This window comes from Brevibacterium daeguense, assembly GCF_021729135.1.
Lineage (GTDB): Bacteria > Actinomycetota > Actinomycetes > Actinomycetales > Brevibacteriaceae > Brevibacterium > Brevibacterium daeguense.
Genome location: NZ_JAJTWW010000002.1, coordinates 1 through 22667 on the forward strand (window position 1 = coordinate 1; position 22667 = coordinate 22667).

18 protein-coding genes are annotated in these 22667 nt (G+C 66.7%); 12 read left to right on the plus strand and 6 right to left on the minus strand.

Annotated elements, in window-relative coordinates; all coding sequences use genetic code 11:
- Window positions 1-176: 176 nt before the first annotated feature.
- Window positions 177-629, minus strand: coding sequence for a DUF3093 domain-containing protein (locus LXN01_RS03290; protein WP_236863144.1), 453 nt, complete (start codon window positions 627-629; stop codon window positions 177-179).
- A gap of 211 nt (window positions 630-840) precedes the next feature.
- On the opposite strand from LXN01_RS03290, the gene dut reads away from it, so the two are divergent.
- Genes dut through LXN01_RS03305 form a run of 3 tightly spaced genes read left to right on the plus strand, consistent with a single transcriptional unit; the run spans window position 841 to window position 2564 of the window.
- A complete protein-coding gene (dut, locus tag LXN01_RS03295; protein ID WP_236863145.1) occupies window positions 841-1287 on the plus strand; it encodes a dUTP diphosphatase in 447 nt (148 codons plus the stop codon).
- Window positions 1288-1320: 33 nt separating this feature from the next.
- Window positions 1321-2178, plus strand: coding sequence for a DUF3710 domain-containing protein (locus tag LXN01_RS03300; RefSeq protein WP_236863146.1), 858 nt, complete (start codon window positions 1321-1323; stop codon window positions 2176-2178).
- Between the two features lie 20 nt (window positions 2179-2198).
- Entirely contained in the window at window positions 2199-2564 is a 366-nt protein-coding gene (locus tag LXN01_RS03305; RefSeq protein WP_236863147.1) for a single stranded DNA-binding domain-containing protein, read from the plus strand.
- Window positions 2565-2684: 120 nt separating this feature from the next.
- On the opposite strand, the gene LXN01_RS03310 is transcribed toward LXN01_RS03305, so the two are convergent.
- Together LXN01_RS03310 and LXN01_RS03315 are read right to left on the minus strand one after the other, a co-directional pair.
- Entirely contained in the window at window positions 2685-3347 is a 663-nt protein-coding gene (locus tag LXN01_RS03310; protein ID WP_236863148.1) for a potassium channel family protein, read from the minus strand.
- 33 nt (window positions 3348-3380) lie between these two features.
- A complete protein-coding gene (locus LXN01_RS03315; protein WP_236863149.1) occupies window positions 3381-4049 on the minus strand; it encodes a potassium channel family protein in 669 nt (222 codons plus the stop codon).
- A 139-nt stretch (window positions 4050-4188) separates the two neighbouring features.
- Here LXN01_RS03315 and LXN01_RS03320 point away from each other — a divergent pair, with 139 nt between their 5' ends.
- On the plus strand, window positions 4189-6105 hold the full coding sequence (locus tag LXN01_RS03320) for an APC family permease (protein WP_236863150.1): 1917 nt from the start codon (window positions 4189-4191) through the stop codon (window positions 6103-6105).
- A gap of 234 nt (window positions 6106-6339) precedes the next feature.
- Window positions 6340-7650, plus strand: coding sequence for a class I SAM-dependent RNA methyltransferase (locus LXN01_RS03325; RefSeq protein WP_236863151.1), 1311 nt, complete (start codon window positions 6340-6342; stop codon window positions 7648-7650).
- 21 nt (window positions 7651-7671) lie between these two features.
- Here LXN01_RS03325 and LXN01_RS03330 read toward each other — a convergent pair whose 3' ends face one another.
- Window positions 7672-7878: a hypothetical protein gene (locus LXN01_RS03330; RefSeq protein WP_236863152.1), complete on the minus strand. Its 207-nt coding sequence runs from the start codon at window positions 7876-7878 to the stop codon at window positions 7672-7674.
- A 377-nt stretch (window positions 7879-8255) separates the two neighbouring features.
- Here LXN01_RS03330 and acnA point away from each other — a divergent pair, with 377 nt between their 5' ends.
- The 3 genes from acnA (at window position 8256) to dxs (ending at window position 14915) form a co-directional block, all read left to right on the plus strand.
- Complete coding sequence (gene acnA, locus LXN01_RS03335; protein WP_236863153.1) at window positions 8256-10940, plus strand: aconitate hydratase AcnA; 2685 nt, start codon at window positions 8256-8258, stop codon at window positions 10938-10940.
- A gap of 570 nt (window positions 10941-11510) precedes the next feature.
- Window positions 11511-12761 carry an SLC13 family permease gene (locus LXN01_RS03340; RefSeq protein WP_236863154.1) on the plus strand — a complete coding sequence of 417 codons (1251 nt, stop codon included), beginning with the start codon at window positions 11511-11513 and terminating at the stop codon, window positions 12759-12761.
- 213 nt (window positions 12762-12974) lie between these two features.
- Window positions 12975-14915: a 1-deoxy-D-xylulose-5-phosphate synthase gene (dxs, locus tag LXN01_RS03345; RefSeq protein ID WP_236863155.1), complete on the plus strand. Its 1941-nt coding sequence runs from the start codon at window positions 12975-12977 to the stop codon at window positions 14913-14915.
- A 132-nt stretch (window positions 14916-15047) separates the two neighbouring features.
- Here dxs and LXN01_RS03350 read toward each other — a convergent pair whose 3' ends face one another.
- Entirely contained in the window at window positions 15048-16268 is a 1221-nt protein-coding gene (locus LXN01_RS03350) for an HRDC domain-containing protein (protein WP_236863156.1), read from the minus strand.
- Window positions 16265-16909, minus strand: coding sequence for a DUF3000 domain-containing protein (locus LXN01_RS03355; protein WP_272902170.1), 645 nt, complete (start codon window positions 16907-16909; stop codon window positions 16265-16267). Before LXN01_RS03355 ends, LXN01_RS03350 begins: the two co-directional genes overlap by 4 nt.
- Before the next feature lie 210 nt (window positions 16910-17119).
- On the opposite strand from LXN01_RS03355, the gene hemE reads away from it, so the two are divergent.
- The 4 genes from hemE to LXN01_RS03375 all read left to right on the plus strand — a co-directional run bounded on the left by hemE (window position 17120) and on the right by LXN01_RS03375 (window position 22649).
- Entirely contained in the window at window positions 17120-18250 is a 1131-nt protein-coding gene (gene hemE / locus LXN01_RS03360) for a uroporphyrinogen decarboxylase (RefSeq protein ID WP_236863158.1), read from the plus strand.
- Window positions 18247-19677 carry a protoporphyrinogen oxidase gene (gene hemG / locus LXN01_RS03365; RefSeq protein ID WP_236863159.1) on the plus strand — a complete coding sequence of 477 codons (1431 nt, stop codon included), beginning with the start codon at window positions 18247-18249 and terminating at the stop codon, window positions 19675-19677. Before hemE ends, hemG begins: the two co-directional genes overlap by 4 nt.
- Window positions 19678-19937: 260 nt before the next feature.
- A complete protein-coding gene (hemQ, locus tag LXN01_RS03370; RefSeq protein WP_236863160.1) occupies window positions 19938-20648 on the plus strand; it encodes a hydrogen peroxide-dependent heme synthase in 711 nt (236 codons plus the stop codon).
- Between the two features lie 345 nt (window positions 20649-20993).
- Window positions 20994-22649 (plus strand): HNH endonuclease signature motif containing protein, encoded by a 1656-nt coding sequence (locus LXN01_RS03375; protein WP_236863161.1) that lies wholly within the window; start codon window positions 20994-20996, stop codon window positions 22647-22649.
- The last annotated feature ends 18 nt before the right edge of the window (window positions 22650-22667 follow it).

The following is a 22667-nucleotide window of genomic DNA, read 5'->3' on the forward strand; positions in this document are numbered from 1 at the left end:
CGCCGGGCGTCCGCCGATCGGCGGACGCCCGGCGTCGTCGTCAAGGGCATCGGACCGAACCGTCAAGGGTATCGGACCAAATTGTCAAGGGTCTCGCCCCCGGAACGCCGCAGACGCCGGCTCAGGGGCAGCGCGCCGAAACACCGGCGAACGCCGCCCGATCGAACTGCTGCGAGCTACTGCTGAAGCGCGGCAGCCAATCGGGCGGGCTGCTTCGAGGATACGAGCCAATATGGTGTCGGGTCCTGCGGGTCATCGATCGTGACCTTGACAACTGTCTTCACCCACGGACGGATGACGAGAAATGCGCGTGCATCCAGCTGCGCGCCGCGCGCCAGGAACGACTCAGCAGGATCCATCGCCTCTGCCCCGGTGATGAATCGACGCTCGATGTGAGCGGGTCCAGCGAGAAACTCCTGGTCCGTGACCAGCAGAGTGGGGGAGGCGGAGCGCAGCCACAGCACCACTGCCGCAAAGATGACGATGGGAACGATCACCGCACCGGTTGCCCACACCGGATAGACCATTCCGGCGGTCATCGCAGACAGCGCCGCTGCGACGATCCACCAGCTGATGGGAGGCCACACCTTCTCCCGATAGCTCACGCTCGTATTGGTCGCAGAAGTCATACGTCGATTCTCCCACAGCGGATTCTGCGCACGGCATCTCGCCTGAGGAGCCCGGCTCGCAGGCGGGTCAGGGCACGGGGACAGGGCAGAGCTCGCTGGGCGGGGTGGAGTGCAGCTCGCAGGCAGGACAGGGCACCGCTCGCGGGCGGGACAGGGCAGAGCTCGCTGTCGGGATAGAGTGCAGCATCCCGGCGGGATAGAGTGCGGCACTGTGGCTATCGAAAACCTGAACATCGAGATCCGACAGCTTGACCCCGACCTGCCGCTGCCGGCCTACGGGCATCTGGACGACGCCGGGGCTGATCTGCATGTGAGCGAGGACCACACTCTGCAGCCATTCGAGCGGCGGCTCGTGGGGACTGGGATCGCGATCGCCGTTCCTGAGGGCTTCGCGGCCTTCGTCCACCCCCGCTCGGGGCTGGCAGTGCGCAGCGGTCTGTCGATCGTCAACGCCCCGGGCACGATCGATGCCGGGTACCGCGGGGAGATCAAGGTGCCGCTCGTCAATCTCGATGCTCATCAGCCGATCGTGCTCGAACGCGGCGACCGGATCGCACAGCTCGTGATCCAGCGGGTGGTACATGCTGTATTCACTCCTGTCGCTGACCTGAGCGTCACCGTCCGCGGGACCGGAGGGTTCGGCTCCACCGGGGTCTAGACTTGAGCACACCAGACCAGAGGGAAGGACACCATGGGCCTGTTCGACCGTTTCCGCAAGTCCAAGAAGGACGATCGCGAGGACTTCGACGATGTCGAGGCGGATGTCGATGATGCCGACGACACCTCCGATGACGACGTCTACTCCGATGACGACGACCTCGGTGAGACCAACCTCGGTGAGGACGTCGACGGCACTGAGACAGCCGAAGCCGCTGAAGGCGACGACCTCGGCGACGAGGAGGAGTTCGCCAAGGCGGCTCCGCTCGACCGCCTCGAGAATGGTCCCTGGGATGCGGATGAGGACGCCGGGGAGGAGAACCGGGTCGACCTCGGCGCGCTTCGGGTGCCGGTTCGGGACGGGATGCAGGTGCGCCTCGACGCGGAGGACAAGACCGGACGGATTCTCGCCGTGACGCTCGTTCACAAGGGCGGTGCACTGCAGCTGCAGGCCTTTGCCGCACCTCGCGGCGAAGGCCTGTGGAACACTGTTCGGAAGCAGATCGTGGACAACGTGACCCAGAAGGGCGGCACGCTCGAAGAGCTCTACACCGAGCTCGGCCACGAACTCCTGACCAAGATCCCCGCGCGCACGTCGGACGGCCGCGCTGCAGCTCGAGTCGCACGGTTCGCCGGCGTCGACGGGCCGCGCTGGTTCATCCGCGGCGTCTTCAGCGGCAAGGCGATCACCGATGACGAGGTGCGCGCCGAACTCACTGCGCTCTTCCGGGGCACGATCGTGAACCGCGGCATCGAGGCGATGCCGCCTCGAGAGCTCCTCGTCCTGTCCGAGCCCAAGGCTGCCGCCGCGCGAGCGGACGACCAGGACGCCGAGAAGGACGATGACATCAACCCGTTCGAGCGCGGGCCCGAGATCACCGAAGTCCGCTGATCGACGCCATCGGCAGGCCCATGGGCATCGTCAGCCGGCTCATCGAGCGCTTCGGCTCCAGAGACGCCGAGGCGGCGGCCGACATCCAGCGCGCCAGTGCGGTTCCCGACACCGTCGCGCTGGCAGACGTGGTGCCCCGCGCCCGCGTGCGAGTGGCCGGAGTCGTAGTCGCCGTCACCCGGTCCCTGCCCGAGTCGGCACCTCAGCTCGACATCATCATCCGCGACGGCACGGGCGCGGTGGCCGCCCGCTTCCTCGGCAGGCGTGAGATCGCCGGCGTGCTGCCCGGTCGCGTGGTCGCGCTCGAGGGGCGGTTCGGGATCCAGGATGGGCAGCTACTGACTCTCAACCCCGCGTACCAGCTGGTCGGAGCCCCACCGGACTGAACGCCGGCTGCTCCGCGCCTGGTCGTGCCGGTCATCCCCCTCTCCGCCGACCCGCAGCGGCCGGGCCTGCTGGTCACTGAGCGGCCGGGCCTGCTGGCCTGCGCCGGTCGGGCCGGCTGCTCAGTCGCCGGACCGCAGGAGACGCAGCAGCGACTCCTGCTGATCCGGATCGGCAATGAAGAAGAGTTCGTCCCCGGACTCGATGACATCGTCCTGAGACGGCGCGAACGCCTTCGCGTTCCTCACGATCGCCACCAGCACTGCGTCGGGCGGCCAGGCGATCTCGCCGATGCGCCTGCCCCGCACCGGAGTGGTGTCCTGTGCGGTGAACTCCAGGAGCGCAGCCTGGCCCCGTTCCAGATGCATCAGCTGCACCAGACCGCCCACTTCGACCGCCTCCTCGACGAGGGCGGTCATCAGTCGGGGCGTCGACACCGCGACGTCGACGCCCCAGTTGGAGTCGAACAGCCATTCATTGCGCGGATCGTTGACCCGCCCCACTGTTCGGGGAACCCCGAATTCCATCTTCGCCAGCAGGCTGAGCACCAGATTGGTCTTGTCGTCACCGGTGGCGGCGACCACGACGTCCGCCCGGTCCAGCCCGGCCTCGTTGAGGCCGCTGAGCTCGCACGCGTCGGCCAGCACCCACGCCGCACCCGGCACTCGGTCCTGCTGGAAAGCGTCCCTGCGCTCCTCGATGAGGACGACTTCATGGCCTTTGCCCAGCAGCTCGCGGGCCACTGACCGACCCACCGATCCGGCGCCGGCGATCGCGACCCTCACCGCGCTTCCCCTCTCACAGCGACTCCACCCTCGTCACGCCTCCGCCTCCGGGATCGGCCGGTCGAGTGCGCGCACGATGTCATCGAGATCGACGACAGCACAGAGCACGTGGACGAGGTCTCCCTCCTGAACCAGCATGTCCGGGGTGGCGAGCATCCCCTCGCCGAGCCGAGTGACGTAGGCGACACGCGCCTCGACTGCGGTTTCGATGTCGGCGATGGGCCGGGAGATCCAGTCCGGATGGAGGTGCACTTCCGCCAGGACCAGCCGGCCGGACGGCTCCCGGTACTGGCTCACCGCGCCCTGGGGGATCATCCGTCTCATCATCTGATCGGCGGTCCAGCGGACGGTGGCCACGGTCGGAATGCCCAGGCGTTCGAAGATCTGCGCGCGCCGCGGATCGTAGATGCGGGCGGCGACGTTGGCCACGCCGAAGGTCTCCCGCGCGACTCGGGCCGCCAGGATGTTGGAGTTGTCGCCGGAGGAGACCGCCGCGAAGGCGTACGCTTCTCCCGTTCGCGCCCGGGTCAGGGTATCGCGGTCGAAGCCCATCCCGGTGATCGTCGACCCGGAGAAGTCCCCGCCGAGCCGGCGGAAGGAGTCGGGGTTGCGATCGACGACTGCAACCGTATGACCGGCCGAGTCGAGCGTGCGGGCCAGGGAGGCGCCGACCCTGCCGCATCCCATGATGACGAAGTGCATCCCCGCCGTCCCTCTCACTCGTGACCTACCATTGGTGCTCGTGGCAAGCAGTTTTTCCGATACCGTCAAGAGACTACTCGTCGGACGGCCGTTCCGCAGTGATCACTTTCGTCGCGAAGCGCTGCCGAAGCGGCTTGCCATGCCCGTCTTCGCCTCCGACATGCTGTCGTCGGTGGCCTACGCCCCGGATGAGATCCTGCTTGCGCTGTCGCTGTCGGGGATCGTCGCCCTGACGGTCTCTCCCTGGATCGGGCTGGCGGTCGCGGTCGTCATCCTCGTCATCGTGCTGTGCTATCGCCTCAACCTGCAGGCCTACCCCTCCGGCGGAGGCGACTACGAGGTCGCCGGCACGAACCTCGGGACCAGGGCCGGGCTCGTCGTGGCGGCCTCGCTCCTCGTCGACTTCGTGCTCACGCTCGCGGTGTCGCTGACGGTGTTCGCGAGCTACATCGGAGCGATGTTCCCGGATCTCAAGCCGTACCGGGTGCTCATCGCCGTCATCGGCATCGGGCTGGTCACGCTGGCGGGGCTGCGCGGCAGCTGGGCGACTCGCGGTCTGCTCGCGGTGCCGACCTACCTGTTCGTCGGCGCGGTGCTGCTGACTCTCGCCGTCGGCTTCATCCGAGTGCTCAGCGGAGACACGCCCGAGGCGGTGACAAGTGATTTCCTGGCGCTGCCCGGCAGCGACGAGGAGACGCTGCTCACGGGGTTCGCCGCAGTCTTCATCGTGCTCCGGGCGTTCTCCTCCGGCTCGGTCGCGCTGGCCGGTGTGCAGACGGTGGCCACCGCTGTTCCGCTCTTCCGTCCGCCGCGCGGCCGCAATGCCGCAGGCACACTGCTCGTCACGGGGCTGCTGTCGGCGATCATGCTCGTCGGGATCACGTGGCTGTCCGCGGTCATCGGCATCAAGTTCGTCGCCCGGCCGGAGGAACAGCTGGTGACCGGCAGCGGTTCGCCGGTCGGGGACTTCGACCAGGACCCCGTCCTCGGACAGCTCGCGCAGGCGGTGTTCTCCGGATTCCCGTTCATGTTCTACGTCGTGGCAGCGGTCGCAGCGCTCGTGCTGCTCGTCGCGGCCAATACTGCGGTCGAAGGTTTCCCGGGCCTGGCCTCGCGGCTGGCGCGCGACGGGTTCCTGCCGCGGCAGCTGGCCAGCCGCGGGGACCGGATGACATTCTCCAACGGCATCCTGCTCCTCGCCGCCGCGGCGATCGTCCTCGTCGTCGCCACTCAGGCTCGGGTCCCGGATCTCATCGAGCTGTACCTGGTCGGGGTATTCCTCGCCTTCGTGCTCGGCCAGGCCGGGATGATCCGACACTGGACCGTGCGCATCCGGACGCTCGTCACCTCACCGCTCCGGCGGCGCATGCAGCTCAACCGCCTGGTCGGCTGGCTCGGCCTGCTGCTGACCGGTCTGGTGCTCGTCGTGGTGCTGAGCACGAAGTTCTTCGCCGGCGCGTGGATCGCCGTGGCCGCCATCGCGATCCTCTACGTGGCGATGGGCCTCGTCCGGCGCCACTACTCCCGCGTCGATGCGGAGCTGACGCCCGAGGCGGACGACGACTCCGCCCGCACCCTCCCTTCGAACACCCACGCAGTGGTCGTGGTGACCGCCATCCACAAGCCGACGCTGCGAGCTCTGGCCTATGCCCGAGCCAGCCGGCCGACCTTCGTCAACGCGATCACCGTCGCAGTCGACGAGGACGGTGCGCAGCGTCTTCAGGAGCGGTGGGATGCGATGGGTCTGCCAGTGCGGCTGACGATCCTCGACTCTCCCTACCGGGACCTCAACGGGCCGGTGATGGACTACATCACGGGCATCCGCAAGCGGACCCCTCGTGATCTGGTCATCGTCTACCTCCCGCAGTACATCGTCGGCAGGTGGTGGGAGAACCTGCTGCACAACCAGACCTCGCTGCGGCTGAAGACGCAGCTGCTCAACGTGCCGAACGTCGTCGTCGCGAGCGTTCCGTGGCGTCTGAGTTCGTTCCACCGAGCCCGTGACCAGCGCAATCGGCGCGTCGGGCCGAGCGGGAGCAAGCCCACGGAGCACTGAGCGGGAGCAAGCCCACGGAGCAGCGGGTGCGGCGGGCGCCTTCGGCAAAGTGCAGCCGCGAAAGCGCTCCTGCTTCGGCAAATCTGCGCTGGACCGAGCCGGCTTCGGCAGACCGGCGCTCAATCTGCCGAACGCCCGGCCGCGCCATCGGGCGGAGGTCTGGGGTAACCTGCTGGTTCGACGAACGCGTGACGACGGTCGGGGTGAAGTCCCGGGAAAGGGCTGGACAGCCGCATGACCGAAACCAACGGAGAGACCGCCGAATCGACAGAGGTCATGGATCTCCTCGTCGAATCGCCCGCAGCCGGAGGCGAATCGATTGCTCGTCACAACGGCCAGGTCGTGTTCGTCAGCGGCGCGATCCCCGGCGAAACCGTTCGGGCCGCGATCACGGAGAAGAAGAAGCGGATGCTCCGCGCCGACGTCATCGAGGTGCTGGAGCCCTCGGAATTCCGAGTCCCGGACCGTCGGGCTTCGCTGGGAGCCGACGGGGTGGGCGGAATGGAGTACTCCCACGTCGACCTCGCGCACTCGCGCGAACTCAAGCGCCAGGCCGCCGCCGACCAGTTCACCCGCCTCGGCGGGCTCGACCTGACCCCGGACGTGCTGCCTGCCGCCCGCGAGGCGGCAGGCGGCTCCGGGCTGGACTGGCGAACTCGGATTCAGCTGGCTGTCGACACGACCGGCAGACCGGGCATGTACGCCGCGCGCTCTCACACCGTCCTCCCGGTGCGCGAGCTGCCGCTGGCAGTCCCGGCCCTCGCCGAACTCGGTGTGCACCACCTGTCGCTGCCGGGCCTGACGCGCATCGAGCTGGCCGCCGGCCATCAGTGCGGCGCCCTGGTGGCGCATGGCCAGGCGAACCCGCAGACGCTCGAGGTGCTCGAGAGTGCCCTCGCGGACGCACCGGGGGAGTGGAGTCTGCTGGTCCGCTCACGAGGCGCCGGCCGCAACCGTCGAGGCGGCGCCTCGGGGAGCCTGCTAGTCCTGCGCGGCACCGGCGAGGTGATCGAGACGGTGAAGGGCATCGACCGGAGCTTCCGCCTCCGGGCGGATGGCTTCTGGCAGGTCCACGTCGACGCTGCCGACGAGCTCTCGGCGAGGGTGGTCGAGCTGACAGCAGGGTCCGCGTCGGTGCTCGACCTGTACTGCGGAGCAGGTCTGTTCAGCGTCGCCATCGCCTCTGCCCACGGGATCCCCGTCCACGGCATCGAAGGGTCCGCCCCGGCCGTCGAGTCGGCGACGGCCAACGCCGCCGGACTGGGCGCCGAGTTCACCGTGGCGCGCATCGAGCAGCTGCCCGAGCTTCCGATGGCCGACACCGTGGTGCTCGACCCGCCCCGGTCAGGGGCAGGTGCTGCGGTCACGGGGCTGCTGGGCGCCTCGGCGGCGGAGCGGATCGTCTATGTGTCCTGCGACGGCGCGACGTTCGCCCGTGACGCCAAAGCGCTCGCCGAGCACGGTTTCCGGCTGGCGAGCACTGAAGCGCACGATTACTTCCCGCTGACGGCGCACACGGAGTTCGTCTCTGTTCTCACGCGGTGACTCTCCACCTGGGGCGAGGCGTCAGTAGCGGTAGGTGGTCTCCGGTGCCTTGCTGTCGAGCAGTGCCAGGACGATGAGGGCCACCCAGGTGAAGAAGAATCCCCAGATGCCCCACCAGAACTTCGAGCGGCTCTTGCGTCCGGCCACCTTGCGGCAGATCCAGCCGAACAGCAGGCCCAGCACGATCGCGGTCAGCCCGAATCCGGCACCGAGTGTTATCGGGTCCATGCAGCACTCCTTCTCTCCGATGACCGCGCAGGTTCGCGGTTCGCATCACAGTCAACAATTGTCCCGCGTCCGGGAATTCCGCGCACGGGGGTTTTCCCGCCGATCGCCCACTCACGCTGCCCGTCCGCGGACAGCCCCGGGTGGGACAGCATCCGTCGGTGCGGGATCCGGGCTGCTGCAGCTGTCCGAGGTGTGGTGGTCGGCACGCCGCCGGGCCGCCGGCCGCGGTGGATACCCACTGCTGAATCCGGTAAGATTTATCTCGACGTCAAGATATCTTCGGAAACGTTTGTGTGGGCTAAATGCCGCACAAGAGACTGAATCGGTCGGGTTTCCGCTGCAGAAGATATCGCGTGCCAACGAACAGGAGAGTCACTGTGAGCAACGTCGACACTTTCGAGTCGAAGGGCACCCTGGAAGTCGGCGGCAAGTCCTACGAGATCTACCGCCTTGCCGCGGTCGAGGGATCCGAGAAGCTGCCGTTCAGCCTCAAGGTGCTGCTGGAGAATCTGCTCCGCACCGAAGACGGTGCCAACATCACCGCCGACCACATCCGCGCCCTGGCGCAGTGGGATCCGTCGGCCGATCCCGACACCGAGATCCAGTTCACTCCCGCCCGCGTGGTCATGCAGGACTTCACCGGAGTCCCCTGCATCGTCGACCTCGCCACCATGCGCGAGGCGGTCGAGGAGCTCGGCGGTGATCCCGCCAAGGTCAACCCGCTCGCTCCGGCTGAGCTCGTCATCGATCACTCGGTCCAGATCGACGCCTTCGGCACCGCTGACGCGATCGAGCGCAATATGGACATCGAGTACCAGCGCAACGGCGAGCGCTACCAGTTCCTGCGTTGGGGCCAGACTGCATTCGACGACTTCAAGGTCGTTCCCCCGGGCATGGGCATCGTCCACCAGGTCAACATCGAGTACCTGGCCCGCGTCGTCATGGCCCGTGAAGTCGACGGCGTCGTGCGTGCCTACCCCGACACGCTCGTCGGCACCGACTCCCACACCACGATGGTCAACGGCCTCGGCGTGCTGGGCTGGGGCGTGGGCGGCATCGAGGCAGAGGCCGCGATGCTCGGCCAGCCGGTGTCGATGCTGATCCCGCGCGTCGTCGGCTTCAAGCTGACCGGCGAGATCCCGTCCGGCGTCACCGCCACCGACGTGGTGCTGACCATCACCGACATGCTCCGCCAGCACGGCGTGGTGGGCAAGTTCGTCGAGTTCTACGGACAGGGCGTCGGCTCGGTGCCGCTGGCCAACCGCGCCACGATCGGCAACATGAGCCCGGAGTTCGGCTCCACCGCCGCGATCTTCCCGATCGACGACGTGACTCTCGACTACCTGCGCCTGACCGGCCGCTCCGAGGAGCAGATCGCCCTTGTCGAGGCTTACTCCAAGGAGCAGGGCCTGTGGCACGACCCCAGCACCGAGGTCGAGTACTCCGAGTACCTCGAGCTGGATCTGTCCTCCGTGGTGCCGTCGATCTCCGGGCCGAAGCGTCCGCAGGACCGCATCGAGCTCACCGACGCCAAGTCGCAGTTCGCCAAGGACATCCACAACTACGCGAAGCCGGGCGAGGAGAACAAGTCGAGCGAGGTCTCGACCGCTGATGGCCGTGCCTTCGAGCTGAGCAACGGCGCGGTGGCGATCGCCTCGATCACCTCCTGCACCAATACCTCGAACCCCTCGGTGATGATGGCTGCCGGTCTGCTGGCGCGCAACGCCCGGGAGAAGGGCCTGAACTCGAAGCCGTGGGTCAAGACCTCGATCGCCCCCGGCTCGAAGGTCGTCACCGACTACTACACGAAGTCCGGCCTCATGGACGATCTCGAGGCGCTGAACTTCTACGTCGTCGGCTACGGCTGCGCCACCTGCATCGGCAACTCCGGTCCGCTCGAGGACGAGATCTCCCAGGCGATCCAGGAGAACGACCTCTCGGTGACCGCGGTGCTGTCCGGCAACCGCAACTTCGAGGGCCGCATCAGCCCCGACGTGAAGATGAACTACCTGGCCTCGCCGCCGCTGGTCATCGCCTACGCGCTGGCAGGCACCATGGACTTCGACTTCGAGAACCAGCCGCTGGGCAAGGACACCGAGGGCGCCGACGTCTACCTCAAGGACATCTGGCCCAGCCCTGAGGAGATCGAGTCGGTGATCGGCTCGTCGATCGACACCTCGATGTTCGACACGCAGTACGGAACGATCTTCGACGGCGACGAGCGCTGGCAGCAGCTCGACACTCCGGAGGGCAACACCTTCGAGTGGGACTCCGAGTCCACCTACGTGCGCAAGCCCCCGTACTTCGAGGGCATGTCCAAGGATCCGGAGGCGGTCGAGGACATCTCCGGCGCACGGGTGCTGGTCAAGCTGGGAGACTCGGTCACCACCGACCACATCTCCCCGGCGGGCTCGTTCAAGGCCGACACCCCTGCGGGCAAGTACCTCATCGAGCACGGCGTCGAGCGCAAGGACTTCAACTCCTACGGCTCGCGCCGCGGCAACCACGAGGTGATGATCCGCGGCACCTTCGCCAACATCCGCCTGAGGAACCAGCTGCTCGACAACGTGCAGGGCGGCTTCACCCGTGACTTCACCCAGGACGGTGGTCCGCAGACGACCATCTACGATGCCTCGGTGAACTACCAGGAGGCCGGTGTCCCGCTGGTCGTGCTCGGTGGCAAGGAGTACGGCTCCGGCTCCTCGCGCGACTGGGCGGCCAAGGGCACCAAGCTGCTCGGCGTGTCCGCGGTCATCGCGGAGAGCTTCGAGCGGATCCACCGCTCGAACCTCATCGGCATGGGCGTGCTGCCGCTGCAGTTCCCGGCAGGGGAGTCGGCTGACACCCTGGGACTGGACGGCACCGAGAGCTTCGACATCTCCGGCGTGACCGAGCTCAACAACGGCACGACCCCGAAGACGGTCAAGGTCAAGGCCACCAAGGGTGACGGGAACGTCGTCGAGTTCGACGCCGTTGTTCGGATCGACACCCCGGGCGAGGCCGACTACTACCGCAACGGCGGCATCCTGCAGTACGTGCTGCGGCAGCTCGTCGAGGCCTGATATTGCGACTGACAGTGCACTGAGTCCGATCAGTGCCCCGTTCGTCCGATCAGGGCACGAAGTGCGGTCAGTGCACCCAGTCCGACCAGCAGGCGACTGACGGTGCGCTGAAACCATGAACAGTGGGCCGGGACTCCCTTTCGGGAGGCCCGGCCCACTGCTGTGCTCAGGGACCTGCTTCTCTTGGCTGCTGGTGCCCTTTTCGGGTGCTGGTGTCTTCTCTTGACTGCCGGTGGGCGGCGGTCGGAATTCGCTGGGCCCAGGCGCGGAGCTTCGAAATTCGCTCGCCTCAGGCGCAGGCGTTCTGAATTCGCTCGCCTCAGGCGCGGAGCGCCGGTCCCTGCCGCACTGTGAGACCGACGCGCGGCGGCACAATCAGCTGTCTAAACTCGAACGGTTGCGAATGCGGCGATCCCGCGGAGCATGAGCGAAATCGGTTACGAAAGGCGCTACCAAGCTGCGTCCATCCCGCAGCTCTTCGGTGGTCGGAGGGTTCCATCTGCCCGCCCTCCGGCGCGTGACGCGTCGCTCTTCCTTCAGAGTCCCGTCGTCTGCACCTCAGGAAAGCCCGTGACACCCGAAATCATCTCCATCGTCCTCCTCATCCTCATGTTCGTGATCGCCACCTGGCGCGACGTCAACATGGGCTTCCTCGGTTTCATCGCAGCCGTAGCACTCGGCGCGGGGGTTCTCGGTTTCGACCTTGATGAGTCCCTGGCAGGGTTCCCGGTCGATCTTTTCGTCACCCTGGTGGGGCTGACATACCTGTTCGGCTTCGCTCAGGACAATGGGGCGATCGACGTGATCGTGCGCTGGGCGATGCGCTTGGTTCGGGGGAGACTTGCGATAGCGCCGTGGATATTCTTCTTCCTCACCGCGGTCCTGATCGCGCTCGGCGCACTCTTCGCGGTGGCAATCGTCGCCCCGCTGGCGCTGACGTTCGCCCGGCGCAATGGTCTCAACCAGTTCCTGACCGGGCTGCTGGTCGTCCACGGTGCGCTGGCCGGCGCATTCTCGCCCTTGAGCGTCTACGGCGTCTTCATCTCCGATTACCTGAATCAGAGCGGGTTCGAGAACGATCCGCTGAGTCTCTTCCTCGCACCATTCCTCTTCAACCTGGTGTTCGCCACAGTGACCTTCCTCGTCATGCGTCGCCGGCCCGGTCCACGGGCTGCTGGGGATGCTGATATCGAGTTCACGGCAGAGGGGCCGCAGCGGCTCACCGGATTCCAGACGCTGACGCTGGTGGTCCTGGCAGCGATGGCCGTGTCGGTGATCGTCGTCGGCTGGGACATCGGCATCGTGTCGATCTCACTGGCGGTCGTGCTGGCCTTCGTCAACCCGGCGGCCGGCAAGGCGGCAATGTCCCGCGTCTCGTGGTCCGTGGTGATTCTGATCTCGGGCGTCCTCACCTACATCCATGTTCTGCAGGAGGCCGGCACCGTGGACTGGGTGTCGCAGGGAATCAGCGCGATCGGGGTCCCGCTTCTGGCCGCTCTGCTCTTGTTCTACATGTCCGGACTGGTGTCCGCCCTGGCATCGTCACTCGGGATCATCGGAGTGGTGATGGCGCTGGCCGGCCCCTTCCTCGCCTCGGGAGATGTGCATGTCGCCGGCTTCGTCGCGGCCTTGGCGATTGCGGCGACGATCGTTGACATCAGCCCCTTCTCCACGAATGGCGCGATGCTGCTGGCGAACGTCCACAGCTCGGTGCGTGACGACTACTATCGCGGCATGCTCGCCTACGCGGGCGTGATGTGCGCGGTCGGGCCCGGAGCGGCCTGGCTGATCGCGGCGGTGCCGACATGGGCTGCCGGCTGACGCGGATCCTGCTGTTGCCGGGGCCGGCGCTCGACCGCCGAGGAGGCTCGCCTTGCACCAGCACTCTGCCAAGCAGACTCGGCCGGAGCTGCTGACCGGGCCGGTGCCCCGCCGAGTGGGTTCAGGGCATTGCGGTTACGCTTGTTAGTCTGAAGCAACTGAAGAACCGCAGTGCTCGGGGTTCTGCCGAGTGCCTAAGGAGCAGCGAATCGCATGACTTTCCTGGAGAACATCACGTCCCCGGCGGACGTGAAGGCATTGACCGATGCCGAATGCCAGGTGCTCACCAAGGAGATCCGGGACCACCTCATCACCACCGTCGCAGGGACCGGCGGCCACCTCGGCCCCAATCTCGGCGTCGTAGAGCTCTCGACTGCCCTGCACCGCGTCTTCGATTCGCCGACCGACACGATCCTGTTCGATGTCGGCCACCAATCGTATGTCCATAAGCTTCTCACCGGGAGGTACGCCGAGTTCGGCACCCTTCGCCAGCGCGGGGGACTCTCCGGATATCCGTCTCGGGCCGAGAGCGAGCACGATGTCATCGAGAACTCCCACGCCTCGGCGGCACTCTCCTGGGCGGACGGGATCGCGAAGGCCCACCAGCTCAAGGGAGAGACCGAACGCTACGTCGTCGTCGTCATCGGCGATGGAGCGCTGACCGGCGGAATGGCCTGGGAAGCTCTGAACAACATCGCGGCAGATCAGTCGCAGCCGCCCCGCAAGCTCATCATCGTCGTCAACGACAACGGCCGCTCCTATGCGCCGACAGTCGGCGGTTTCGCGCGACACCTCGATTCGCTGCGGACGAACAGCAGCTATGAGCGGATCCTGACCTGGGGCAAGGAGCGGCTGCAGCAGTCGGGTCCTCCCGGCCGTGCCGCCTACAGCGCTATGCACGGCGTCAAGCGGGGCATCAAGGACATGGTTGCGGCGCCGCAGACCGGCATGTTCGACGAGCTCGGGATCAAGTACCTGGGTCCCGTGGACGGACACGACCTCGAGATCATGGAGCGGACGCTTCAGCGAGCCAAGAGCTACGACCAGGGCCCGGTCATCGTCCACGCGCTGACCCAGAAGGGCCGCGGATTCGCTCCGGCTCTCGAGGATGAGGCCGACCAATTCCATGCTGTCGGAGTCATCGATCCGGTCACCGGAAAGGCTCAGCCGTCGACTTCCACTTCGTGGACCTCGGTGTTCGGCAATGAGATCGTCGAGGTCGCTCGACGGCGCAAGGACATCGTCGCCATCACCGCGGCGATGCTGATTCCGGTCGGACTGCAGAAGTTCGCCGAGGAGTTCCCCGACCGGGTGTTCGACGTCGGGATCGCCGAGCAGCACGCAGTGGCTTCGGCAGCTGGACTGTCGTACGGCGGGCTGCATCCGGTCGTCTGCCTGTATGCGACCTTCCTCAACCGCGCATTCGACCAGCTGCTCATGGATGTGGCACTGCACAAGCAGGGCGTGACCTTCGTGCTCGACCGTGCCGGTGTCACCGGTCCGGACGGTGCCAGTCACCACGGAATCTGGGACATGGCCATGCTGCAGATCGTGCCGGATCTGCAGCTGGCCGCTCCGCGCGACGCCACTCGACTGGCCGAGGAGTTCCACGAAGCGGTCGAGGTGGCCGATGCTCCCACTGTCGTCCGCTTCTCCCGTGGCTCGGTCGGCACCGACATCGACGCGATCCGCCGGACGTCGGACGGCGTCGACGTGCTCGTCGAGGTGCCTGCGGGAATGCCGCGCGACGTCCTCATCGTGTCGGTCGGCGCATTGGCCGACAGGGCTCTTCAGGTTGCCGAGGAACTGCGCCGGAGCGGCATCGGCGCGACTGTCGTCGACCCCAGGTGGGTGCTGCCCGTGCCGGATTCGGTGCTCGAGGGAGGCAAGAAGCACGCGCTGGTCGCGGTCATCGAGGATGGTGTGAAGATCGGCGGGATCGGCTCCCAGATCCGACAGGATCTGCGCGACGATGACTCCCGCACCGGCGTGCTCGAACTCGGCGTGCCCGACGAATTCCTTCCGCACGGAACCCGCGACGAGATCCTGGAGTACGCAGGGCTGTCCGTGCCGAGCATGGTCGAGAAGATCGTCCATATGCTGCCGGAGGACATTGCGCGTCGGGTGGCGCGCACTTCGACAACCGCCGTGTAGTCCGGCCTTCGGCGAGTGGCCGATCCGCCGGCACACCGGCACCCCTGCTGCTCAGCCTGCCGTTGTGACTGCTGCGCGGGCACACCTGCTGAGCCGGCACCACCGACGCGCCGGCACACCTGGTGTGTCTGCTCAGCCCGCCGCTGTGACTGCTGCGTCTGCGCGTGCGCCGGCTTCGGAGAGCGCTCGTGCCGTCAGCTCGATCTGCCATTCGCGCGCGCCGTGTTCGCGGAGGAACCGTTCGACCTCGGTCGGCGTGCCCACGGTGCTGCCGGCGGCAAGGGCCTTGACCAGGCGCGGAGCGACGGCGAGATCATGCGGAATGTCGAGCTGCTGCGCGATCTGGTTGACGACGGGCTTCATGGCTTCCAGCCGCGTCTTGATCACTGCGCGATCGACCTGGGGCTGCGGTGGCGAATCGGGCGAGCGGCGCGAGGGCAGTTGCGCCTCCGGGAGGGCGTCGGCATCCGTGATGGCTTTGTACCACCGGTAGAGGGCGGCCTTCGTCATCCCCGACACACCGGGAATGCGACGCAGGTCCTCCGGCTTCTTGACTCGCGCGCCGGCCAGCTCGACCATCACCTTGTCCCGGAGGATCCGGCCGGGCGCTTCGTCCTGCTGGCGGGCGAGGCGGTCACGCAGATTCCACATCGAACGAACCCGCGCCATCGCCCGCCGCGATCGCACTGCACCGAAGCCGTTCACTCTGCGCCACGGTTCGGAGTAGACTGCCGGCTCGAACGAGAGCAGGTGAATGAACTCCTGACGCGCGAACTCGGCTTTGCCCGAGTCGGTCAGCTGCTCGACGAGCACCTCGCGGACGGGGATGAGCAGCTCAACGTCCAGCGCCGCGTAGTTGAGCCAGTCTCGCGGCAGGGGCCGCGTCGACCAGTCCACATTGGAGTGCTCCTTCGCCAGCCGAACGCCCAGCGTCTCACCCACGACGGCCGCGAGGCCGAACCGCTCGTATCCCAGCAGGCGAGCCGCCACCTCCGTGTCGAACAGCGCGTCGGGCGTCATCCCGCGTTCGGCGAGGCAGGGCAGATCCTGGGTCGAGGCATGCAGGATCCATTCCACATCCCGCAACGCCTCATCGACACTCGAGAGGTCCGGGAGCGCCTCGGGGTCGATGAGAACTGTGCCGGCGCCTCGGCGGCGGAGCTGGATGAGAAAAGCGCGGTTGCCGTAGCGGATGCCGGATGCGCGCTCCGCGTCGACTGCGACGGGGCCGGTGCCGGCGGCGAGGGACTCGACAGCTGCGGCCAGGGCGTGCGGAGTGTCGACCAGGTCCGGCACTCCGTCAGCTGGTGCGGACAGCAGCGGCAGCGATTCGTCCGTGTGGGTGGAACTCACCGGCGCCGCCCCGGCAGCGGTGTGACGCCTTCGGGAAGCGGCGGCAGTCCCGCGACCGTGCACAGCAGTTCGACCCAGGCGGAGACGTGGCTGCCGATGTCCTCGGGTTCGGCCAGGACCGGCGTCCAGGAGCCGCGCAGCTCCAAGTCGATCGTGGAGGGCCGGTCGGCCAGAGTTCCGAAGCTCTCGGACAGCACGCGGGTGGTGGTTCCGCCCGCGTTGCGGACTTCGCAGTCGTTGTTCTCCAGCGATTCCGTCAGCCAGGACCAGGCGACTGAACCCAGCATCGCCTCGTTGCCGAGTTCCCGTTCGAGTTCCGCGCGGATGTAGCTGACGATCCGGAATTCACCGTCCCATTCTGCTGGGCGGTCAGGGTCATAGAGGACGACCATCCGACCGGTGGCGAGCTCGCTGATGTTCTCGCCGGTGGCGGCGAGGAACTCCTCATCGGCATGGACTTCAGCACCGAGGGCGAGGGCGTAGGGGGCGAGTTTGCTCGGCGCCGGGATCTCGGTGATCGAGACCTGCGGAGTGCTCGTCACTTCGCGCAGGACCGACGATGCCCGCGCAAAGGGCTCTGGATTCCGAATCAGCGGCGATGGGATTACCACGTGATCTAGATTAGGCCCAAGCTCAGACATCGCCCAGCATCCACGCCGGGCACCGTTGAGACTTGGGGTCGAGGTGACGTCGGCAACCGTCAAGGACGAGGCGGAATCTGCCGCCCGGCAAGGCCTGGGCGAGGCGAATTCAGCCGCCCTGTCCATCGGCCGGGCCCGAGCCGGTGAGATCGCCTGTCCTGGGTTTCGGGCGGTTTCGCCCGGCCGCTCGGAAGGTGAGATCATGGGGAAATGGCTTCGACACTCGTGCGCGCTGCCCTTTCGCAGCCCGTTCAACACACCCCCGTCTGGTTCATGCGGCAGGCTGGCCGCTCGCTTCCGGAGTACCGAGAGCTTCGCAAGGACAACGCGATGCTCGAGGCGTGTCGGACTCCCGATCTGGTCACGGAGATCACGCTGCAGCCGGTGCGTCGCCACAAGGTCGACGCGGCCATCTTCTTCTCCGATATCGTGGTCCCGCTGGAGGCCGCAGGTGTGGACGTGGTCATCGAGCCGGGTGTGGGTCCGGTGATCGCCACTCCGGTGCGAACTCGCGCGGATCTCGACCGGATCCCGGACCTCGACGCCGAGGCGCTCCCCGACATCACCGAATCCGTCACCCGACTGGTGGCCGACCTGGGGGAGACCCCGCTGATCGGATTCGCGGGAGCGCCCTTCACCCTCGCCAGCTACCTGATCGAGGGCGGCCCGAGCAAGAACCACGAGAAGACCAAGGCGATGATGCTCGGGGACCCGGAGCTGTTCTCCGATCTGCTGGCCAAGCTGGCTCGGATGTCGACGACCTTCCTCGATGTGCAGCTGTCCGCCGGTGCAAGCGCCTTCCAGCTGTTCGACTCCTGGGCCGGTTATCTCAACCCGGCGGACTACAGGCAGTCGGTGCTGCCGCACTCGACGTCGGTGCTCGACGCGCTGCGTCACCACGACGTGCCCAGCTTCCACTTCGGGGTTCAGACCGGAGAGCTCCTGTCGTCGATGGCGGAGGCGGGATCCAATGTGATGGGGGTCGATTTCCGGGTCGATCTGGCCGCTGCATCCTCACGGGTGAAGCAGGGGCAGGCTCTGCAGGGCAACCTGGACCCGGCCATGCTGTTCGCGCCGTGGGACGTGCTCCGGCCGCGAGTCGAGGCGATCGTGCGTGCTGGGCTTTCGCATCCGAACGGGTACGTCTTCAACCTCGGCCACGGCGTGCTGCCTGCGACGGACCCGGCCGTACCGGGCCTGGTGGTCGAGGAAGTCCACCGAGTCTCACGCGAGGTGCTGGCCGAGCAGTCGGAGCAGGCTTCACGGTCAGTGTCGGCTTCGCAGTCGGTGCAGGCCTCACAGCCCGAGGCCGGAGAGTCTGCTGGGGGCGGCGTGCGGTGAGCCGAGTCGTTGTCGTCGGCGGCGGAATCTCCGGACTCGTCGCGACCTACCGGATTCTCGAGGCCCAGCCCGATGCATCGGTGACGATTCTCGAATCCCGCGGGCGCCTCGGCGGTTGCCTCAAGTCCTCAGACCTGGGCGGATTCGCTGCCGTCGGTGCCGATGTGGGCGCCGAGGCGAGCCTGTACGTGCGGCCCGAAACGGCCGGCTTGTGCCGAGAGCTCGGGCTCCCACTCGAGTTCCCGTCGCGGCGGCACAGCTCGCAGATCTACTCACGAGGCCGGATGCACGGAATGCCGAATGGGACGCTCATGGGTGTTCCCGCCGATCCGGAATCGGTGCGCGGCCTGCTCAATGACGACGAAGTGGACCGCGTGCGGAATGAGCGGCTGACGCCGGCCGTGACCGGTGATGTGTCCGTCGGCGACTTCCTGTCAGCACGCCTGGGCGGCGCTCTGGTCGATACGGTGGTCGACCCGCTGCTCGGCGGCGTCTACTCCGGACGTTGCCGCGATCTGTCCCTCGCAGCCACGATCCCGGCACTGCTGCCGGCTGCTCAAGTCGGGACCTCGGTGCTCGAGGCGGTCGCGCGGGTGCAGGAGGCGAAGGCCCGGCGCACGGCTGGTGCCAACGTGCCGGGCTCGCAGGGTGCTGATTCTCCGCCGGTCTTCATGTCGCTGCGCGGTGGGATCACCAAGCTCACCGACGCGCTGGCCGAGCGGCTCAGGGAACTCGGTGCGGTGTTCGAGTTGAACACAGCGGTGCGCGGGGTCGAGCGGGCCGGGGGGCAGTGGACTGTTCGCTTCGGCGGTGCAGCCCTCACCGCCGACCTGCTGATTCTGGCTGTGCCGGCACCCACGGCCGGTGAGCTGCTCGGATCCGTCGACGAGGAGGCCGCGAACCTGCTGCGGGGCGTCGAGTACGCGTCGTCCGCAGTCGTGACTGCGGTCGTCGACATCGCCGAGGCGCCCCTCCCCGGTTCCGGGTTCCTGCTCCCGCCGACCGAGGACGCGTTCATCAAAGCGTCGACGTTCGCCTCCAACAAGTGGCCGTGGCTCGCGGAGATGCTGCCGTCGGACACAGCGGTCGTGCGGATGAGCGTCGGGCGCTTCGGTGACCATCCCGGGGTGTGGGCCGAACTCGGCGATGAGGAGCTGATCGCCCGATCGATGGCGGACTGGCGCCGGATCACCGGGCGAAGGGCTCCGCTGCACCATGCTGAAGTGCAGCGGTGGACCGCTGCGCTTCCCCAGTACTTCCCGGGTCATCTTGAGCGAGCAGCGCGCATCGACGCGAGGCTGAGCGGGATCGGTGGTCTGGGGCTGGTGGGCTCTGCCTACGAGGGTGTGGGTATCCCCGCCTGCATCAGCAGGGCAGAGCGCGAGGTGGCCCGTCTCCTCGATCCTGCGTCCGCCTCGGCCCCATGACCTCTTCGCGGGATCCTTCCTGCCACGTCGCGGGTGCAGACACGGGTGCCGTCGCGAGGCTGGACACGGGTGCCGTGGGAGGCGAGACGCGAGTGCCGTCGGGAGGCGGGACGCGGATGCCGTCGCGAGGTCAGCGGGCCGAGTGACGACAGGGCGGCCGGCGGCGGTGACAGTGAGGCCGCGTTGACAGGAGGGCCGGCAGTGACAGGAACAATGAGCTACGAGACGACCAATGAGCACAGCAAAGAAAGAAGGAAGAGATGACGACGTACGTGCAGCCGACTCCTGAGCAGATCGAGAAGTTCAACCAGGAGATTCGCTACGCCTGCTACAGCGTGTTCTCGGTGGCGGGAGAGATCGGCGATGAGGATCGCGCCGCGCTGGCCGAGGAGATCACCCAGAAGCTCTCGGCGCTGGCAGAGCAGGGACTGGTGGTGCGTGGGGTGTACGACGTCTCCGCGTTCCGGGCCGACGCCGACGTGATGTTCTGGTGGCATGCTCCGACCGTCGAGGCGATCCAAGCCGCGTACTCGGTGGTCCGCAACTCCCAACTCGGCTCGATTCTGGACCCCGTCTGGTCCGCGATGGGCATGCACCGTCCTGCTGAGTTCAACAAGGCCCATCTGCCCGCGTTCCTGACCGATTCTCAGCCGGGCGACTACATCTGCGTCTACCCGTTCGTTCGCTCGTACGAGTGGTATGTGCTGCCCGCTGATGAGCGTTCGAAGATGCTCCGCGAACACGGTATGGCCGCGATCGATTACAAGGATGTCAAGGCGAATACCATCTCGGCCTTTGCCTTGGGCGACTACGAGTGGCTGCTGTCCTTCGAAGCGCCGAAGTTGGACCGCATCGTCGATCTCATGCGTGACCTTCGGGATACCCAGGCTCGCCTCCACGTGCGGGAGGAGATCCCGTTCTTCACCGGACCGCTGCGCGAGCTCAGCGAGATCGTCAGCAACTGGCGCTGAGCAGGAGTCAAAGGGGCTGACGCTGAGCAGGAGCGCAGGCGGCTGGTGCTGATTGCTCAGGCAGCTCGCGGCCACGGTACGGGGCAGCAGTCTTCTGGTGCCTGTTGATCGGTAGCACATCGGCTGGCCGCCGACCGCGGCAAGGAGTATTCGTCAGGCCCGCAGCGGCATCGCTGCGGGCCTCTGGCTGTTTCGCTGTCCGCTCTCGGCTCTCGAACGCACGGAGTCCACGCGCGATTGGCATGGCGGTTTCCGGTGTCGATTCATGTTCTGTGCGCTTTTCTTTGTATTTGTTCGAATCCTCTTGACGATGTTCGAATCAATGAGGATAATTGAACTGAGCACGTGATTCTTGCAGTCACTGTCGACGAGGGGAGCGCCGTGTACTACTCTTCAGCGGGGGACGAGGAGTTGATAGCTGGTGTCTCGACCTCCTCGTCTCGTTTCGGTCCATCTGCTGAGGAGCCGGACGATCTGGCCCGGCCGTCCCCGGTTCTTGCCACCGCCATGGATGTGGAATGCGTTGAGGAAAAGCTTCCGGAGCTGCTCCACGTCCTCAGTGTCGTGGCCCGCGTCTCGGGCGATATACGTGCGGGCGAACGACGCTTGGCTCCGGAGGAGGCTCTTGCGGCCGTGCGGGTGCTGGAGGATGTGCGGCGCCGGCTTGATGGCTTGTCTGCAGAGGCCACCGCGATCTTCGCTCGCGAAGGCGACCCCAAGTCATACGGTGCACGCAACTTGCGGTCTCTGCTGCGTGAGCAGCTGAAGCTGTCGTCGGCGGAAGCAGGTCGGAGAGACAAGCTCGCGGCATGGGTCGGTTCGCGCACCGGTCTCACCGGCGAGGTCTTGGGGCCGGAGCTGCCGGTCGTCGCCTCTGGAATACATGAGGCCGAATTCTCGACCTGCCAGGTGCTCGGGACAGCAGAAGCGCTTCGTCGTCTGCCTCCGGCTTCGCGAGCAGCTCACCAGGAAGACCTTGAGAAGATGTTCGCTGACAATCTGAACTCGGTGCAGGTGAAGGACATCGACACGCTGGGAATCCGAGTCCTCGACTACCTGGACCCGGATGGGGCATGCCCGCGGGAGGAAACGCATCCTGACACCTATCACGTGACTGTCACTCCCAGGCGCAATGGGGACTGGAGCCTGTCGGGTCTGCTCACGGCGACCACTGGTGCTGCTCTCCATGCGATGCTGACTGATCGAGCGAAGGCCGACCGTGCTGGCGCTGAGCCGGCCGAGGGGAACACAGCTGATAAGTCGATGGACCCGCGCCCCGGACAAGGCGAGGACGTCTTCGAATTCTTCGAGCCGTCTCCCACCGGGGTACTGGGAGACGGCTCCGATGTCATTCAGCAGGTGCCGAAGGACATTCGCCCGGACGGCGTCAGGCGCCATGAGCGGTTCACTGCCATCGTGATGTCAGGTGCACGCGAGCGCAAGCAGCACGGCGCGGCCTACGCATTGGTGATATCAGCAACCGCCGAGCAGGTGGCGATCGGCAAGGGCGAAGCGACCACTCAAGCTGGAACTCGGGTCCGACTGGAAGAGGTGCTGAATCTTTCTGCTGGAGGGCAGTTCTATTACCATTCGACCAAGAAGGGCACGGGAACAGTCAGTGTCCGCACTGAGGGCCGGTTTGCTACCGCAAATCAGATGGCGGTGCTGCTGGCGCGCGATCGCGGATGCACGTTCCCCGACTGCGATATCCCTCCCGGTTGGTGCGACGCCCACCACATGATTCCGTATGCCATGGGTGGGTCGACAGATATCAACAACCTCACTCTGGCATGTTCCTTCCACCACCATTGGCATGAGAAGCGCGGGTGGGAAGCCACAATGGTGGGCGGCCTCCCGGGGTGGATTCCTCCCGCCTGCATCGACCCGCAACGTCACCCCGTATTCCATTCCAGATTTCGATCGATGTTGCTCGAGTTGCCTCCGCTGCTCACCCGGAGCGAGCCGGCTCGCTCTGACCGAACCGACGAGCCGCCATTCTGACCGGCGGAACCGACAAGC

Bases quoted from the DNA above. Each gene is read 5' to 3' on its own strand.
- LXN01_RS03355 (WP_272902170.1), bottom strand. From the start codon at position 16,909: ATGTCTGAGCTTGGGCCTAATCTAGATCACGTGGTAATCCCATCGCCG.
- LXN01_RS03325 (WP_236863151.1), top strand. From the start codon at position 6,340: ATGACCGAAACCAACGGAGAGACCGCCGAATCGACAGAGGTCATGGAT.
- hemQ (WP_236863160.1), top strand. From the start codon at position 19,938: ATGACGACGTACGTGCAGCCGACTCCTGAGCAGATCGAGAAGTTCAAC.
- LXN01_RS03305 (WP_236863147.1), top strand. From the start codon at position 2,199: ATGGGCATCGTCAGCCGGCTCATCGAGCGCTTCGGCTCCAGAGACGCC.
- LXN01_RS03315 (WP_236863149.1), bottom strand. From the start codon at position 4,049: ATGCACTTCGTCATCATGGGATGCGGCAGGGTCGGCGCCTCCCTGGCC.
- LXN01_RS03330 (WP_236863152.1), bottom strand. From the start codon at position 7,878: ATGGACCCGATAACACTCGGTGCCGGATTCGGGCTGACCGCGATCGTG.
- LXN01_RS03300 (WP_236863146.1), top strand. From the start codon at position 1,321: ATGGGCCTGTTCGACCGTTTCCGCAAGTCCAAGAAGGACGATCGCGAG.
- dxs (WP_236863155.1), top strand. From the start codon at position 12,975: ATGACTTTCCTGGAGAACATCACGTCCCCGGCGGACGTGAAGGCATTG.
- hemE (WP_236863158.1), top strand. From the start codon at position 17,120: ATGGCTTCGACACTCGTGCGCGCTGCCCTTTCGCAGCCCGTTCAACAC.
- LXN01_RS03290 (WP_236863144.1), bottom strand. From the start codon at position 629: ATGACTTCTGCGACCAATACGAGCGTGAGCTATCGGGAGAAGGTGTGG.
- LXN01_RS03320 (WP_236863150.1), top strand. From the start codon at position 4,189: ATGCCCGTCTTCGCCTCCGACATGCTGTCGTCGGTGGCCTACGCCCCG.